The organism is Ruegeria sp. YTSA135 (assembly GCF_059610165.1).
This window is the reverse complement of the sequence record NZ_JBXWNC010000026.1, coordinates 22079-37373: the sequence shown is the minus strand read 5'-3', so window position 1 is coordinate 37373 and position 15295 is coordinate 22079. Positions and strand designations below refer to the sequence as shown.

15 protein-coding genes are annotated in these 15295 nt (G+C 57.3%); 1 reads left to right on the top strand and 14 read right to left on the bottom strand.

Annotated elements, in window-relative coordinates; translation table 11 throughout:
* Nucleotides 1-166 precede the first annotated feature (166 nt).
* Entirely contained in the window at nt 167-1633 is a 1467-nt protein-coding gene (locus AC2FIT_RS21410; protein WP_496832294.1) for a uracil-xanthine permease family protein, read from the bottom strand.
* 739 nt (nt 1634-2372) lie between these two features.
* Between AC2FIT_RS21410 and AC2FIT_RS21405 the strand changes: the two genes are divergently transcribed.
* Nucleotides 2373-2657 carry a hypothetical protein gene (locus tag AC2FIT_RS21405; protein WP_496832292.1) on the top strand — a complete coding sequence of 95 codons (285 nt, stop codon included), beginning with the start codon at nt 2373-2375 and terminating at the stop codon, nt 2655-2657.
* A gap of 122 nt (nt 2658-2779) precedes the next feature.
* On the opposite strand, the gene AC2FIT_RS21400 is transcribed toward AC2FIT_RS21405, so the two are convergent.
* The 13 genes from AC2FIT_RS21400 to AC2FIT_RS21340 all read right to left on the bottom strand — a co-directional run bounded on the left by AC2FIT_RS21400 (nt 2780) and on the right by AC2FIT_RS21340 (nt 15258).
* A complete protein-coding gene (locus tag AC2FIT_RS21400) occupies nt 2780-3175 on the bottom strand; it encodes a RidA family protein (RefSeq protein ID WP_496832290.1) in 396 nt (131 codons plus the stop codon).
* Nucleotides 3172-3579: an acyl-CoA thioesterase gene (locus tag AC2FIT_RS21395; protein ID WP_496832288.1), complete on the bottom strand. Its 408-nt coding sequence runs from the start codon at nt 3577-3579 to the stop codon at nt 3172-3174. The genes AC2FIT_RS21400 and AC2FIT_RS21395 overlap by 4 nt, the downstream gene beginning before the upstream one ends.
* Nucleotides 3579-4265, bottom strand: a complete 687-nt coding sequence (locus AC2FIT_RS21390; RefSeq protein ID WP_496832287.1) for an ABC transporter ATP-binding protein — start codon at nt 4263-4265, stop codon at nt 3579-3581. Before AC2FIT_RS21390 ends, AC2FIT_RS21395 begins: the two co-directional genes overlap by 1 nt.
* Entirely contained in the window at nt 4262-5011 is a 750-nt protein-coding gene (locus AC2FIT_RS21385; RefSeq protein WP_496832285.1) for an ABC transporter ATP-binding protein, read from the bottom strand. The genes AC2FIT_RS21390 and AC2FIT_RS21385 overlap by 4 nt, the downstream gene beginning before the upstream one ends.
* Nucleotides 5004-5990 (bottom strand): branched-chain amino acid ABC transporter permease, encoded by a 987-nt coding sequence (locus AC2FIT_RS21380; protein ID WP_496832283.1) that lies wholly within the window; start codon nt 5988-5990, stop codon nt 5004-5006. Before AC2FIT_RS21380 ends, AC2FIT_RS21385 begins: the two co-directional genes overlap by 8 nt.
* Nucleotides 5987-6907 (bottom strand): branched-chain amino acid ABC transporter permease, encoded by a 921-nt coding sequence (locus AC2FIT_RS21375; protein WP_475188902.1) that lies wholly within the window; start codon nt 6905-6907, stop codon nt 5987-5989. The genes AC2FIT_RS21380 and AC2FIT_RS21375 overlap by 4 nt, the downstream gene beginning before the upstream one ends.
* Nucleotides 6908-6959: 52 nt before the next feature.
* Nucleotides 6960-8090 (bottom strand): ABC transporter substrate-binding protein, encoded by a 1131-nt coding sequence (locus tag AC2FIT_RS21370; protein WP_496832281.1) that lies wholly within the window; start codon nt 8088-8090, stop codon nt 6960-6962.
* A gap of 109 nt (nt 8091-8199) precedes the next feature.
* On the bottom strand, nt 8200-9831 hold the full coding sequence (locus tag AC2FIT_RS21365) for an AMP-binding protein (protein WP_496832279.1): 1632 nt from the start codon (nt 9829-9831) through the stop codon (nt 8200-8202).
* Nucleotides 9831-10982 carry an acyl-CoA dehydrogenase family protein gene (locus AC2FIT_RS21360; protein ID WP_496832277.1) on the bottom strand — a complete coding sequence of 384 codons (1152 nt, stop codon included), beginning with the start codon at nt 10980-10982 and terminating at the stop codon, nt 9831-9833. Before AC2FIT_RS21360 ends, AC2FIT_RS21365 begins: the two co-directional genes overlap by 1 nt.
* Nucleotides 10982-11782, bottom strand: coding sequence for an enoyl-CoA hydratase family protein (locus tag AC2FIT_RS21355; RefSeq protein WP_496832276.1), 801 nt, complete (start codon nt 11780-11782; stop codon nt 10982-10984). The genes AC2FIT_RS21360 and AC2FIT_RS21355 overlap by 1 nt, the downstream gene beginning before the upstream one ends.
* Nucleotides 11772-12239 (bottom strand): MarR family winged helix-turn-helix transcriptional regulator, encoded by a 468-nt coding sequence (locus AC2FIT_RS21350; protein WP_068340578.1) that lies wholly within the window; start codon nt 12237-12239, stop codon nt 11772-11774. Before AC2FIT_RS21350 ends, AC2FIT_RS21355 begins: the two co-directional genes overlap by 11 nt.
* The gene (locus AC2FIT_RS21345; RefSeq protein WP_496832275.1) at nt 12236-12967 is read right to left on the bottom strand and encodes an SDR family NAD(P)-dependent oxidoreductase; all 732 of its coding nucleotides are present in this window, start codon (nt 12965-12967) and stop codon (nt 12236-12238) included. Before AC2FIT_RS21345 ends, AC2FIT_RS21350 begins: the two co-directional genes overlap by 4 nt.
* Complete coding sequence (locus AC2FIT_RS21340; RefSeq protein ID WP_496832274.1) at nt 12964-15258, bottom strand: bifunctional salicylyl-CoA 5-hydroxylase/oxidoreductase; 2295 nt, start codon at nt 15256-15258, stop codon at nt 12964-12966. The genes AC2FIT_RS21345 and AC2FIT_RS21340 overlap by 4 nt, the downstream gene beginning before the upstream one ends.
* Nucleotides 15259-15295 lie beyond the last annotated feature (37 nt).

The following is a 15295-nucleotide window of genomic DNA, read 5'->3' as shown; positions in this document are numbered from 1 at the left end:
CCGATGCCCGAAAGTCTTTCTGTCCGCAATCGCCCTCGCGGCTCTCGTCATCTACTGGTTATGAGTCCTGAGCGTAGGGTCAGTAAATTGCGACCCTGAGCTTTCAACCCAACGTTTGGGCTGAATTCCTTTCCAAAGCGATGGGAAGTTTGCCGCTTATGCAATATCAGACATAATCATCTTTCATCATTTCACTACGACCGTGTCCTGCCATTCCCCCGGATACTTCTTCGGTTGCTTCATCTGCGAGCGTCTCTGGCAGAATGAGGTTAAGAACAATGGCGATGAGAGCCGCAGGTAAAATGCCTGAAGCACCCAATATCCTCAGTGTGTCAGGAAGGTGTTGCAGGGCGTTTGCCGAGCCAGGTGCGACGTTCATTACCTCTAGTTGTAGACCCAGACCTATCGAAAGAGAGACCGCAAAAATAACCATGTTGCGACGGTTCCAAGCCACATCCGACAGCATTGAAACACCTGTGGCGACAACCATCCCGAACATGACAATTACCCCACCACCGAGCACCTCGATTGGGACAGTTCGAATGATACCGCCTACCTTGGGTATCAGCCCGCAGATGATCAAGAATATGGCGCCGATGGTAACGACATGCCGGCTCATTACCCCGGTCATAGCAATCAGGCCAACGTTTTGGCTGAAGGAAGTATTTGGGAACCCTCCAAAAATTCCTGCAAGGGCAGTACCGAAGCCATCAGCGTATGTCGCACCTTGGATTTCTCTGTCCGTTGCTTCGCGGTTAGCACCACCCTTCGTTATCCCGGACACGTCCCCGACGGTTTCAACAGCCGAAACAAAAGCCATGAGGCAGAAGCCGATCACGGCGGCCAATGAGAATTCAAAACCGTATTTGAAGGGTTGTGGCAGCGCGAAAGCAGCGGACCGTTCCCAGGATCCCGAAATTGCCTCTATTGGGAGTTTTCCCACGAATATGCAGTACACGTAACCAACAAGAATCCCGATCAGAACCGCCGATACAGACAACATTCCGCGAGCAAAGAATTTAAGGCCAAGGGTTACAAATACAACGATCAGAGCTGGCGCCCAACTCGAGAGAGATCCGTAGCTTTCTGCCCCTGAGGCCTTTGCGGGTACACCACCGGCGGCGTACTCATTGCCGACTTTCACCAACGCGAGCCCGATCATGGTGACAATAAGACCGGTGACCAAAGGCGGCAGCGCAAAGCGTATTCTACCTATCGCGGTGCCAAGTAGAGCGTGAAAGAGACCGCCAATTATCACGCCACCAAAAAGTGCTGCTAGACCGTCAACACCCTTCCCCGCAACCAGAGGTATCATGATTGGAATAAATGCAAACGAGGTGCCTTGCACGATGGGCAGGGCTGCACCGACAGGACCAATAGTAACGGTTTGCATTAGAGTTGCGACGCCTGCAAACAGCATCGACATTTGGATAAGGTACAGTAATTCCGGAAAATCCGGGCTATTTGACCCAAAACCAAAGCCGGCAGCGCCCGCAACAATAATTGCAGGGGTTACATTTGAAACGAACATTGCCAGAACATGCTGAACACCCAATGGAACGGCTCGGTAAATAGCTGGAAAGTAGTTCGGATCACGGAGTTGCTCCGGGGTTCCTATATATGAAGCAGTCATGGAGTTCCTCCCGTCAATCAACCGGTGCAGACCTTCACTATACGTTGGCATTCCTGCACCTGAGATGGCGTCATAAAGCTCGATTCTGTTTCCAGATTTTGTTTCCAGCTTCGCACCTACACATTCAAAGTTGACTATTGATAGTGCAGGCTAGTGACAAGAATTATCAAAAATATCAAAAAGGTGCTGTGGATACCTAGCGATCGATGACTGAGGTTCGCAATGTGCACCCGTCATTCTTGTATTGCTAAATACAAAAGTTCATTCAGCTTCCATTTTTGTAACCTACTCCTCAATTTTTGCAGGGGTTTTGGCGTGGATTAAGCTACTCTTTGCTCCTGCGGATCGGTCGGGATTTCTTCTTTTCTCAGCCAATTGAGCAGGACTGGGGCGGGTGCCCTGAAGTCGGGCAAGTGACTCGTCCGTTTCAACAACTCTGATCTGCTCTTCATCGAAGAACAGCGGGCAACAAACCAAACCTCATATCAGTGTCCAAATTTCAGGGGTTCACTGGTTCTGGCTGCCCGAATTTCGGCGAGTACCAAGCGTACAACAATACAAAGGTTTGGCGGCTTAGCATCCAGCAAACAAACGTCCGCAACTCGGGAAACACATGGCAGAGAAGGAATGCCTCCAACGCAAAGGGAAAATCTCAACCTCGTCGCATCGGGTTTGTTTGGAACCACGGCAACGGGCGCAGCAGTCTGACTGATCCTTTGAGGCCAAGATTTAACTGTACATGCCCGAGACGGAAACCCGCATAGAAACCCCCTTAGGCACGCTGAGCTTTCACGACGCGTGGAAAAACCTGGATTTCGCCTTCATGGGTGCACGGTCCGAAACAAAGAGACAATGGAGAGTGCTGGCGGTCTCCAATTACACAAACCTGACTATTGGTAGCGCAGGTCCTGCGGTTGGTTTCAGATGGAGCAGCACCGCATATGCTGATTACTGCGGTTTCTGCGGCGGCAGTCAGGCCTGGTCGGTTCTGCTGACCGCCGATTATACTTTTGACGACAGGTGAGGGCTGCAGTGCGAATAACGGTATACTTCATTTGATCGCGACATTAATGGCGACGATTACACCTTTGATCAGTCCAGACCGCTATTTGGTGCCACCTATCGGTTCTAGGCAAGGTTCGCGTCTTAGGACAAATGCGCCGTGGCTTCGATTTCCACAAGCGCTTCGTCTTCGACCAGACCGGCCACGATGATCATCGACATGGCGGGGAAATGCTTGCCAAACACCTCGCGATAGGCGGCACCGACTTCGGCCTGTTTGGCAAGGTATTCGCTTTTATCGGTGACAAACCATGTCAGCCGGGTCACATCCGATGCCTGACCGCCCGCAGCTTCGACGATATCAACGATGTTTTGCAGCGCCTGTTTCATCTGGCCGATGAAGCCACCGCCGACGAAGGTCTTGTTTGCGTCCCAGCCGATCTGCCCGCCGATATGAAGTGTCCCATCCTTGGTCAGAACGCCATTTGCATAGCCTTTTGCCGGAAGCCATCCGTCAGGCTGGATAATTTTGTGGCTCATGTCGCGCCCCCCTTGAATTCGGTTAGCTTGCTGCGGATCACATCTGGCCAAGCCTCGGGGCGGCCATTTGCGGTGACGTTGACCAAGGTTGCCGAAGTGGTCAGGCGCACCTCATCCCCGCAGCGTGCGGTCATCTTATAATCTGCCGAGCTACGGCCGACCTTTGTAATCTCGAGTTGGAAAACCAATTCATCACCATGGCGGCTTGGAGCCGGAAACTGGGTCTGTATTTGAACGGTCGGCACCGCTCCATTGCGATGCAGATCATGAAACGGGGCGCTTAACCCCTGATCAAAAAAAGCCTCGACACAATCATTGATCATCTCGAAGTAGCGAGGGAAAAATACGATCCCGGCGGGGTCGCAATGTTTGAAAAGCACTTTTTGATGAAATTTGAATGCCATCAAACCCCCACGTATTTCTCTGAAATGTCCGAGGTCAGTTCGTCCATCTTGCCCGACCAGACGGTACGCCCGCGTTCCAGTATGACCGCCCTGTCGGAAACAGACGCCAATTCCTTTATCGACTTGTCGATGAGCAGGATCGCCACGTTGGTCTCTTGCCGCAGGCGGTGCAACGCCGCCCAGATTTCCTGTCGGACGATTGGCGCAAGACCCTCTGTCGCTTCGTCAAGGATCAATAGTCGAGGATTGGTCATCAACGCCCGGCCAATCGCCAGCATCTGCTGCTCTCCGCCCGACAATGAAACCGCCCGTTGGGTCTGCCGCTCGGCCAATCGGGGAAACAGGTCGGTCACGCGACCCAGAGACCAGTATCCGGTGCGCGCGGCGGCGATCAGGTTCTCACGCACGGTCAGATCGGCAAAACAACGGCGTCCTTCCGGCACCAACCCCACGCCTTGCCGGGCGACCTTGTGGCTGGGTAACGCGTGCAAATCCTGCCCGTCCAGCGTCAACGTGCCCTCAGACCGGATCATCCTGCAAATGGCCTTTACCGTGGTGGTCTTGCCCATCCCATTGCGGCCCATCAGGGCCGTGACCTGCCCTTCCGACATCTCAAGATCAACGCCGAACAGCGCCTGGCTGACGCCATAGGTCGCGGTGAGGTTTTCAATCCGCAAAAGCGTCATGCCTCATCCCCCAGATACGCGTCGCGCACTTCGCGGCTTGAACGGATTTCATCGGCAGTGCCGGTGGCGATGACCTTGCCATAGACCAATACGCTGATCCGATCAGCCAAGGCAAAAACTGCATCCATGTCATGCTCGACCAGAAGAATGGGGGCTTCTTGCCGAAGACCATCAAGAAACCCGGTCAGCCGTTTGGACCCCTCGGCGCCCAAACCCGCCATCGGCTCATCCATGACAAAGGCTTTGGGCGACAAGGTCAGCGCCACCGCTACTTCCAACTGCCGCCGTTGGCCGTGGCTGAGATTGGCACAGCGCGTATCGCGGTTTTCTGTCAGACCAACCCGCTCCAAGGCGGCCTCGGCCCGCTCGCGCAGGGCTGAACGTTTCAAGGCAGGCCGCCAGAACCGCCAGGCCATATGTTCGGCCCCCATTGCGCCCAGCACCGCGTTTTCAAGAACGGTGTCCTCCATGCAAAGCTGCGAAATCTGGAACGTGCGCCCCAGCCCGGCCCGCGCACGCGCTTGGGTGCTAAACCCCGAGACGTCCTGGCCCTTCAGCATAACCCGCCCCGAGTCGGGCCGTAGCCCCCCGCAAATCTGTTGGATCAAGGTAGACTTACCCGCGCCATTGGGGCCGATAATGGCGTGGATTTCCCCTTGCTTCAGATCAATGGACACATCATCCGTGGCTTTGAGCGCCCCAAAGCTTTTTTTCAGGTTCAGCGTGGCAAGAACGGGATCAGACATGCGCGCCCTCTTTCCCGGTCAGCAATCCAGTTAGGCCGCCGCGCCCGAACAACACGATACACAGCAAGACCAGACCCAGATAGACGTGCCAAAAGTCGGTCAATTCGCCAAGGAAATGTTCAAGCGCAACAAAGACGCAGGCGCCGATGACCGGCCCCATGATCCGCCCAACCCCGCCAATGATGATCAGAACGATCAACTCACCCGACAACTGCCAACTGAACATCGTAGGGGACACAAAGCGATTCAGGTCCGCAAACAACGCACCCGCCAGCCCGGTGATCGCGCCTGAAATCACAAAGGCAAGCAGCTTCAGCCGCATCGGGTTCAGGCCCACAGTCTCAACCCGCACCGATGTCTGGCGCGCAGCGTTCAGGGCCAGACCAAAGGGCGACGCCTGAAGGCGTGCGAACAGAAACAGCACTATGCATAGAAGCGTGAAACAGATGGCATAAAACTGGATCGGTGCCAGTGTGTTCAGGCCGGGAAAATCGTTGCGAACGTAGATCGACAACCCATCCTCCCCTCCATACTGCGCCCAAGAGATCGCGAAGTAGAAAAACATCTGCCCGAATGCCAACGTGATCATGATGAAGTAGACACCAGAGGTTCTCAGCGACAACAACCCGATAAAAACCGCCACTATGGCTGACAGGATCATAGCCACAAGCCAGATCACCGGCATGGACTTCGTGCCGTCCATAGAGAAAAGCCCAAGGTCAAGCGCCGTGTAGGTCTGCGCGTGATAGGCAAGGATGCCCATCGCGTAACCTCCGATCCCGAAGAACACGGCGTGGCCAAAGCTGACCATCCCGCCTATCCCCAGGATGATGTTTAGTCCCACCGCTGCCAAGGCAAGGATCACCGCCCGCGTCACCAACGTGATTGTAAACGGCTGATCCCCAACAACCGCCCAAAGCGGCAGCGCCAGCAGGCCCACGATCATAACGGCGTTGAGATATCTTTCATTCAACCTCATGCGCGTGCTCCGAACAGGCCGGTGGGTCGCCAGATCAGAACCAGCCCCATCAGCACGTAAATGCCCATGGACGCCAGCGCCGAGCCCGTTTTCTGCGCAGCCCCAGTCTCCATGAACAGTTTGAAGAGTTCGGGCAGGAACACACCGCCCAACGTGTCGGTCAATCCGACCAGCAAGGCGCCGACAAACGCGCCGCGTACCGAACCGATTCCGCCAATAACGATGACAACAAAGGCAAGGATCAAAACAGGCTCGCCCATGCCGACCTGAACCGACTGGATCGCGCCAACCAAAGCTCCGGCCAGACCCGCCAGCGCCGCACCCAGCGCGAAAACCAGCGTGTAGAGTTTTGAGATATCGACGCCCAGCGCCGCAATCATCTCGCGATCATTCTCTCCGGCGCGAATCTGAATGCCCAGCCGAGTACGTTCTATCAGCGCCCAAAGACCGACGGCCACGGCCAGCCCGATGCCGATCAGGGTCAGACGATAAAGCGGGTATTCGATCCCGCCCGGCAGCGTAACAGGCCCCGACAGTGCATCGGGGATGTCCAGAAACAGCGGGAAAGACCCAAAGACCCAACGCGTACCTTCGGAAAAGATCAGGATCAGCGCAAAGGTGGCAAGCACCTGATCCAAGTGCGGCGCGTTGTAAAGCCGTCGAATCACGGCCATTTCGACAATCGCACCAGCCAGCGCCGCAGCAGCCAAAGCCGCAACCAGCGCCAACAGGAAAGACCCGGTTGCCCCGGCCACGGCAGCGGCGGCAAACGCGCCAACCATGTAGAGTGAGCCATGGGCCAGGTTGATTAGACCCATAACGCCAAAAATCAGCGTCAGGCCAGCAGCCATCAAGAACAGCATGACGCCGAATTGCAGCCCGTTGAGGATCTGCTCGATAATCAGGATCGAGGACATGGAAACTCCGGTGGTCTGCCCGCCCCTCGAACGGGGGCAGGCAGCAGGTCAGTTACATTTTGCACTCAGCCGCGTAAGCGTCAGAGTGGTTTTCCAGCGCAACGCCGATGATCTTGTTGGTGAACACGTCACCTTCCTTGATCACTTCGCGCGCATAGATGGTCTGAATCGGGTGGTGGTTCGGACCAAAGCTGAAATCGCCGCGGGTGCTGTCGAACTCGGCCGCACGCAGAGCTTCGCGGAAGGCATCGGCATCCGACGGGTCGGCTTTCTCAAGCGCGGACAGCAACAGGTTTGCCGTGTCGAACCCCTGGCTTGCATAGAGCGAGGGCAGGCGTCCGTATTCAGCCTGGAAGCTTTCGACAAACGCCGCATTGGTCGGGTTGTCGATATCCTTGTTCCATTGCGAAGTGTTCACCACGCCCAGCGCTGCATCGCCAACCGCTTGCAAGATACCCTGATCAAAGCTGAAGGCCGGGCCGACCACAGGCAATTCGATACCGCTGTCAGCATATTGCTTTAGGAACGAAATCCCCATGCCACCGGGCAGGAAAAAGAAAACGCTGTCCGCATCGCTGGCCCGGATTTGGGCAATCTCGGCGGCGTAGTCTGTCTGCCCCAGTTCGGTGTAAACCTCACCAGCAAGTTTGCCTTCGAAGAACCGTTTGTATCCCGTCAGCGCGTCCACGCCCGCCGGGTAATTCGGTGCCAGGATAAAGCTGTTCGAGTAGCCCGCGCTGTTGGCATAGGCTCCGGCGGCCTCGTGCAGGTTGTCATTTTGCCAGGCCACGTTGAAATAGTTCTGGTGACAGCCTTGCCCGGCCAAAGGCGACGGGCCCGCATTGGGCGACAGGTAGAACACGTTCTGATTCACCGCCGCCGGGACAACCGCCATTGCAAGGTTGGACCAGATGATACCGGTCATCACGTCGACGCGTTCAGATTGGATCATCTTATCGGACAATTGCACGGCGATGTCCGGCTTGCGCTGGTCATCCTCGATCACGACCTCGATGTCGTCGCGGCCCGATTGCGCGATCGCCAGCATGAATCCGTCGCGCACGTCGATGCCCAACCCGGCACCACCACCGGACAGTGTCGTGATCATCCCGACCTTGACCTCAGCCAGCGCACCGGTGGCGCATAGCGCCGAAACCGCAGCGGCTGCTAAAAACTTTTTCATCTTCATCTCCCTTTGTTGGTCTTTTGAACGCAACTTGTGTAGTTGTTCTGTGCGTTCACCTATGCCCCTGTCAGAGTGTTCTTTTTTGTTGTTTTGCTATTCACACCGATCATACCCCCTTCGTCGAGAGGGTTTTCAGCTTGAACCGCTGAATTTTTCCTGTTGCCGTCTTTGGCAAGGACTCACAAAACCGGATAGAGCGCGGATATTTGTACGGCGCAATGACTGATTTCACGTGATTTTGCAGCACCTCGCGCAAGGTATCATCAGCTGTTACGCCTTGGGCAAGGACGATATGCGCCTGGACGATTTCCCCGCGATCGGGATCCGGTACACCCACCACCGCACATTCTGAAACAGCTTCATGCGCAAGCAGGGCGGCTTCAACCTCGGGGCCTGCGATGTTGTACCCGGCGGACAGGATCATATCGTCGTTTCTGGCTGCGAAATGGAAATAACCGCCGTCATCCTTGAAGAAACTGTCGCCCGTTATGTTCCACCCATCCAAGACGTATTTTTTCTGCCGCGCATCGTCCAGATACCGGCAGCCGGTCGGTCCGCGCACGGCCAACCGGCCCACCTCACCAACCGCCGCCTCTGACCCATCGCGGTTCAAAACCTTCGCCTCATACCCTTTGACTGGACGCCCGGTACACGCGGGCCGGTGATCGTCAAACCGGTTCGAGATAAAGATATGCAGCATTTCCGTCGCGCCGATCCCGTCGAGCATCGGTTTGCCCGTCCGTGCGATCCATTCGTCGTAGACGGGTTTCGGCAACGTTTCCCCCGCGGACACCGCCGCGCGCAGGCTTAACAGGTCGGCCCCGTCCTCCATCGCCCGTAGCATCACACGATATGCGGTGGGCGCTGTAAAACAAACGGTGGCTTTGTACGTCTCTATGATCTCGATCATACCCGTGGGCGAGGCTTGTTCCAGCAAGGTCGCCGTGGCCCCGAACCGCAGGGGAAACACCGCCAGACCACCCAGCCCAAAGGTGAATGCGAGCGGGGGTGAGCCGACAAATACGTCTTCGGGCTGCACATCCAGAACCTCTTGCGCATAGCCATCGGCGATGATCATCAGATCCCGGTGGAAATGCATCGTGGCCTTTGGTTCCCCCGTCGAGCCGGACGTAAACCCCAGCAAGGCCACATCATCGCGTCCGGTTTTGACACAGTCGAATTTTACTGGCTTTTGCAAAGCCAGACGATCCAGCTCAGCATCATGGTTCGACGTCCCGTCAAAGCCCACAACCCGCTTCAAGAACCGACTGTCGCGGGCGCAGATCTCCATTTCTTCCATCAAACGCGTGTCGCAGAGGGCAAGCTGGATCTCTGCCTTGTCGACATGTTTCGTCAATTCGCCAGAGCGGAGCATGGGCATAGTGTTGACGACCACCGCCCCAGCCTTGGTCGCAGCCAGCCAGCAGGCCACCATCGCCGGGTTGTTCGCCGACCGTATCAACACGCGGTTGCCGGGCTGCACACCCAGATCCTCGACCAACACATGCGCCAGCCGGTTGGTCCAGTCGGTAAGCTCTTTATAGGTCCGCTGGCGTCCATTGCCGATCAGCGCGATGTTGTCACCAAAACCTTTTTCGACCATCGCGTCCGTCAGCTGGTAGCCTGCGTTCAGGTAGTCTGGGTAGTCGAATCCGTCCAACAGAAAATCCGGCCACTGATCCTCGGGCGGCAGGTTGTCTCGGGTAAACGTATCGGTATGCGCGGACGGTCCCAACATTACTTTCCCTCGCTCTGAGCGGCCATTGTCTGGCGGGCAATCACCACCTTCTGGACGTCCGAGGCACCTTCGTAGATGCGCAACGCCCGGATTTCGCGATAAAGCGTCTCGACCGGCATGCCCGAACGCACGCCGTCACCGCCAAACAGTTGCACCGCCTTATCGATGACCTGCTGCGCATGGTCCGTGGCGAACAGCTTGGCCATCGCCGCCTCACGCGTGACACGCGGCGCGCCGCTGTCCTTGGCCCATGCGGCGCGATAGACCAGCAAAGCCGCCGCATCGACATCCAACGCCATGTCTGCAACGTGACCCTGAACCATCTGCAAATCGAACAGCGGTGCACCCTGTACATGGCGCGCGCCGACCCTCTGCAGTGCCTCATCCAGCGCGCGGCGCGCAAATCCCAAAGCCGCCGCTGCCACGGTCGAGCGAAACACATCCAACACGGACATTGCGATATGGAATCCCGACCCACCTGCCCCGATCATAGACCGAACCGGGACGCGGACGTCGTTAAACTGCAGCGTTGCCAGCGGATGCGGCGCGATGGTGCTCAGACGCTCGACAACCTCAAAGCCCGGCAGATCAGGCGTGACGATGAAGGCGGACAGCCCCTTGGCCCCCGGCGCTTCGCCGGTGCGAGCGAACAGAGTGTACACATCCGCGATTCCGCCGTTCGAAATCCACGTCTTTTCGCCGTTCAAAACGTAGTCATCCCCATCCAGCGTCGCGGTCATGGTCGAATTTGCAACGTCCGAACCCGATTGCGGCTCGGTCAATGCAAAGGCCGAAATCGCCTCTCCGCTGCGCGTCTTCGGCAACCATGCGGCTTTTTGTTCGGGCGTTCCGAAGAGCGAAATCGCGCCGGTCCCCAAACCTTGCATCGCAAAGGAAAAATCGGCCAATCCGTCATGGCGGGCAAGGATTTCACGCGTCAGGCACAGCGTCCGAACATCCAGCTGACCGCCTTCATCCCCCGTAGGGTGCAGCAGGCCAGCCGTCCCCAAATCTCGCACAAGTCTGCGACAGGCGGCATCCGTGTCCGTGTGGTCGATCTCAAGCCTTTGCGCGACCTGTTCCACCCGCGCGGCCCAGTCCCGGTGGCGCGGTTCGAAAAACGGCCATGTCAAAAAGCTGCGATCTGGCATCAATCCCCCATAAAGTCAGGTTTTTCCTTGGCCACGAAGGCGTTGTAGGCGCGTTCGAAATCTCCGGTCTGCATGCAGATGGCCTGCGCCTGCGCCTCGGCCTCGATCGCCTGTTCGATGGACATGGACCATTCCTGCGCAAGCATCGTTTTGGTCATCATATGCGCAAAATTCGGGCCATCCGCGATCCGGCGGGCCATTTCTTGCGCCGCACCGTCCAACTGATCGGCCTCAACCAGTTTGTTGTAGAAGCCCCAGGCAAACCCTTCGTCCGCATTCATGGACCGCCCGGAATAGAGCAGTTCCGCAGCCCGGCCCTGCCCGATGATCCGAGGAAGGATAGCACACGCCCCCATGTCGCAGCCCGCAAGGCCAACGCGTGTGAACAAAAAGGCGCATTTGGCCTGTGGGGTGGCGATGCGCAGATCGGATGCCATTGCGATGATCGCCCCCGCGCCTACGCACACCCCGTCAATCGCAGCGATGACCGGCTTGCCGCAATTCACCATCGCCTTGACCAGATCACCGGTCATGCGAGTGAAGGCCAGCAATTGTTTCATGTTCATGCGGGTCAGCGGGCCAATGATGTCATGCACGTCCCCACCCGAGCTGAAATTGCCTCCGTTCGACGCAAAAACCACCGCATCAACATCATCCACATAGACCAGATCGCGAAACCAGTCGCGCAGCTCGGCATAGCTGTCGAAGGTCAGCGGGTTTTTCCGATCAGGCCTGTCCAGAGCGATTGTTGCAACCCGGTTCTGAACTTCACACCGAAAATGTTTGACGTTACCGGTCATTGGCTTCCTCTGGCAGATTGAATTCCGTGGTTAGCGTCCGGGCATCTTCGGCCGAAAACTGGCCCAGCATGTCGGCAATCCAGGCCTCATGCGCAGCGGCCTGCCGGGCGAACTCTTCGCGCCCTTTCCGCGTCATGCAGACTCGATGGGCCCGTCGGTCGCCGGGCACCGGAACACGCACCAGCAACCCGTCGTCAGCCAACCGATCAACAATACCGGTCACGTTTCCGTTGGAGACGCGCAAAACGCCCGATATCTCACTCATCTTCAGGCCATCTTCATAGCGTGACAAGGCTGCCATGACGTCGAACCGGGGCAAGGTCGTATCGAACTCGGCCCGGAAATTTTCGCGCAGTTTTGCCTCGATCCCTCGCGTGGTTTTAAGCAATCGCAACCAAAGGCGCAGCCGCTCTTTCGAGGCATCCTCAAGCGGGGGTTGCGCAAGCGTTGGCGTCATACCTCCCCCCCTGACAGGCTGAGCGTGTGGCCGTTCACTGATTTTGCTGCATCCGAACACAACCACATGACCGCACTTGCGACCTCATCTGTTTCAATGAACCGACGTTGAGGGTTGCCCCGATGAAGCGAGGCGGCGGCGTCCTCTGCGCTCATCCCCGTCTTTTCTACGATGTTCGCGATTGAGCGGTCCAGCATGGGGGTGTCGACATAGCCGGGGCAAACGGCGTTCACGGTAATCCCGGTGGGGGCCAGTTCAACCGCCAGCGCTCGGGTCAGGCCGACAACGGCGTGCTTCGCGGCGCAATACCCCGCGACATAGGCAAAACCTTTCAGCCCTGCGACCGACGCTATGGTGATCAGGCGTCCCGTGCCTGCGGCCCGCATGTCTGCCAGCCCGGCCTGCCAAACATTGAAAACGCCAACAAGGTTCACTTCGGTCATAGCCCGAAGGTCATCTGCAGTCATCTTTGAAAACGGGGCGGAATGTGCCGCACCCGCATTAGCGATGACCGCCGTAACCGGGCCCCGTTCGGCGCGGGCGGACCTGAAAGCTGCTTGCACCTGCGCCGCATCGGTCACGTCACACACTTCGTAAGGCAGCCCTTGTTCCTTTAAATTAGCTTCAGTCCGCCCCAATAGCGTAACAGCCGCGCCATCTTCCGCAAAACGTCTTGCAATCGCGGCACCCACCCCAGTGCCGCCGCCGGATACAACAACGTGGCTCATACCTTGCCTTCCATTTCCGCTTCACGATCAGCCAGTCGCCAGGCCTGATCCCGTCCGGCCTCATACGGCTTGGGCCAGACCTCCTGCCGGTCGCCCAGCGCGGTGGCTGCGTGCAGGGTCCAGTAAGGATCGTTCAAATGCGGCCGTGCCAGGCAGACCAGATCGGCACGCCCCGCCATCAGGATCGAATTGACGTGGTCCGCCTCATAAATGTTTCCAACCGCCATGGTCTTGATACCGCGCTCATTTCGGATGCGATCCGAGAACGGTGTTTGGAACATTCGTCCGTAAACCGGCTGCGCTTGTGTCGAGGTCTGGCCGGCAGAGACATCCACGATATCTGCGCCCGCCGCATCGAACATGGTGGCGATCTCGACGGCCTCTTCCGGGGTGATGCCGTTTTCGCCAACCCAGTCGCTGGCTGAGATGCGCACCGACATCGGTTTTGCCTCAGGCCAAACCGCGCGTATGGCCGTGAAGACTTCCAGCGGATAGCGCATGCGGTTTTCCAGACAGCCACCGTATTCGTCGTCGCGTATGTTGGACAGTGGCGAAATGAAAGACGAGATCAGATAGCCATGAGCCGCATGCAGTTCGATCATGTCGAACCCGGCACGATCAGCCATCCGCGCAGCTTCAACGAACTGCGCGGTCACGCGATCCATATCCGCGCGGTCCATCGCTTTGGGCACTGCGTTTTCGTCTGACCACGGAATGGCAGAGGCCGATATCAGCGGCCAGTTTCCATCCTCCAGGGGTTGATCCATACCCTCCCACCCGATGCGGGTCGATCCCTTGCGTCCGGCATGACCGATTTGGCAACAGATTTTGGCCTCGGTTTCGGCGTGTACAAAATCGGTCAGTCGACGCCATGCTGTTTCATGCGCGGGCGCGTATAACCCCGGACAGCCCGGCGAGATGCGGCCATCTGCACTGACACAGGTCATCTCGGTATAGACCAGCCCTGCCCCACCCTTGGCACGCTCGCCATAATGGATCAGGTGCCAATCGGTCGGGCAGCCATCCACTGCCTTGTACTGCGCCATGGGTGAAACCACGATCCGGTTTTTTAGCGCCATTTCACGCAATCGAAACGGTGCAAACATCGGCGCGCGGGCGGGAGCGTTGGTTTCGGCCCCGGCGTGCTGCATGAACCAGGCTTCTGCCCGGCCCAGCCACTCGGCATCCCGTTTGCGCAGGTTTTCATGGCTGATCCTCTGCGATCGTGTCAGCATGGAATAGTTCAGCTGCACTGAATCCAGATCGAGGTATCGTTCCACATCTTCGAACCATTCGACCGAGTTCCGCGCAGCCGATTGCAGGCGGAGAACCTCCAATCTGCGTTCGTCTTCATAGCGGGCAAAAGCCGCCTCTAGCGTGTCTTCGGTATGGATGTATTCGGCCAGAGCGATTGCGCTTTCCAGCGCCAGCTTGGTGCCCGACCCAATCGAAAAATGCGCCGTGGCGGCCGCGTCACCCAACAGCACAACGTTCTTATGGCTCCATTTTTCGCACAGGACGCGCGGGAACCGTAGCCAGGCCGAACCGCGAATGTGGTTGGCATTTGTCATCAGGGCATGGCCGTCGAGATGATCTTTGAAGATCTCTTCGCAGACTGCAATCGATTCATGCTGACTCATATCGGCAAAGCCATAGGCGTCGAAGGTCTCTTGCGTGCATTCGACGATGAAAGTCGCAGTATACGGGTCGAACTGATAGGCATGCGCCCAGACCCACCCCTTTTTGGTCTTCTCAAAAATGAAGGTAAAGGCGTCATTGAATTTCTGGTGCGTTCCCAGCCAGATGAACTGACACAATCGCTGGTCGATATCCGGTTTGAACACGTCTGCAAACTCGGTACGGGTTTTCGAGTTCAACCCATCCGAAGCGATAACGATATCGTAGTCGTTCATATAGTCCGAGGCTGACGCGATCTCGGTTTCAAACCGCATTTCAACACCCAAATCGCGGGCGCGCTCTTGCAGGAGTAGCAAAAGCTGCTTGCGTCCGATCCCACAAAAGCCGTGCCCACCCGAAACCGTACGCTGGCCGTTGTGAACAAGTGCAACGTCATCCCAATATGCAAAGTGGTCGCGGATTTTGGCGGCACTGACGGGATCATTGGCCGCCAAGTTGTCCAGCGTCTCATCCGACAGGACAACGCCCCAGCCAAAGGTGTCATCGGGTCGATTGCGTTCGATCACCTCAACCTCTGCCCTCGGATTTCGAAGCTTCATCGAAATCCCGAAATAAAGGCCCGCAGGTCCACCGCCAAGGCAAGCAATGCGCATCGCTACCTTCCCCTCATCCCTTTGAATACCTGAAACG

What these genes read in the sequence shown, in the direction of transcription:
- AC2FIT_RS21410 (WP_496832294.1), bottom strand. Translation starts at nt 1,633, where the DNA reads ATGACTGCTTCATATATAGGAACCCCGGAGCAACTCCGTGATCCGAAC.
- AC2FIT_RS21405 (WP_496832292.1), top strand. Translation starts at nt 2,373, where the DNA reads ATGCCCGAGACGGAAACCCGCATAGAAACCCCCTTAGGCACGCTGAGC.
- AC2FIT_RS21400 (WP_496832290.1), bottom strand. Translation starts at nt 3,175, where the DNA reads ATGAGCCACAAAATTATCCAGCCTGACGGATGGCTTCCGGCAAAAGGC.
- AC2FIT_RS21395 (WP_496832288.1), bottom strand. Translation starts at nt 3,579, where the DNA reads ATGGCATTCAAATTTCATCAAAAAGTGCTTTTCAAACATTGCGACCCC.
- AC2FIT_RS21390 (WP_496832287.1), bottom strand. Translation starts at nt 4,265, where the DNA reads ATGACGCTTTTGCGGATTGAAAACCTCACCGCGACCTATGGCGTCAGC.
- AC2FIT_RS21385 (WP_496832285.1), bottom strand. Translation starts at nt 5,011, where the DNA reads ATGTCTGATCCCGTTCTTGCCACGCTGAACCTGAAAAAAAGCTTTGGG.
- AC2FIT_RS21380 (WP_496832283.1), bottom strand. Translation starts at nt 5,990, where the DNA reads ATGAGGTTGAATGAAAGATATCTCAACGCCGTTATGATCGTGGGCCTG.
- AC2FIT_RS21375 (WP_475188902.1), bottom strand. Translation starts at nt 6,907, where the DNA reads ATGTCCTCGATCCTGATTATCGAGCAGATCCTCAACGGGCTGCAATTC.
- AC2FIT_RS21370 (WP_496832281.1), bottom strand. Translation starts at nt 8,090, where the DNA reads ATGAAAAAGTTTTTAGCAGCCGCTGCGGTTTCGGCGCTATGCGCCACC.
- AC2FIT_RS21365 (WP_496832279.1), bottom strand. Translation starts at nt 9,831, where the DNA reads ATGTTGGGACCGTCCGCGCATACCGATACGTTTACCCGAGACAACCTG.
- AC2FIT_RS21360 (WP_496832277.1), bottom strand. Translation starts at nt 10,982, where the DNA reads ATGCCAGATCGCAGCTTTTTGACATGGCCGTTTTTCGAACCGCGCCAC.
- AC2FIT_RS21355 (WP_496832276.1), bottom strand. Translation starts at nt 11,782, where the DNA reads ATGACCGGTAACGTCAAACATTTTCGGTGTGAAGTTCAGAACCGGGTT.
- AC2FIT_RS21350 (WP_068340578.1), bottom strand. Translation starts at nt 12,239, where the DNA reads ATGACGCCAACGCTTGCGCAACCCCCGCTTGAGGATGCCTCGAAAGAG.
- AC2FIT_RS21345 (WP_496832275.1), bottom strand. Translation starts at nt 12,967, where the DNA reads ATGAGCCACGTTGTTGTATCCGGCGGCGGCACTGGGGTGGGTGCCGCG.
- AC2FIT_RS21340 (WP_496832274.1), bottom strand. Translation starts at nt 15,258, where the DNA reads ATGCGCATTGCTTGCCTTGGCGGTGGACCTGCGGGCCTTTATTTCGGG.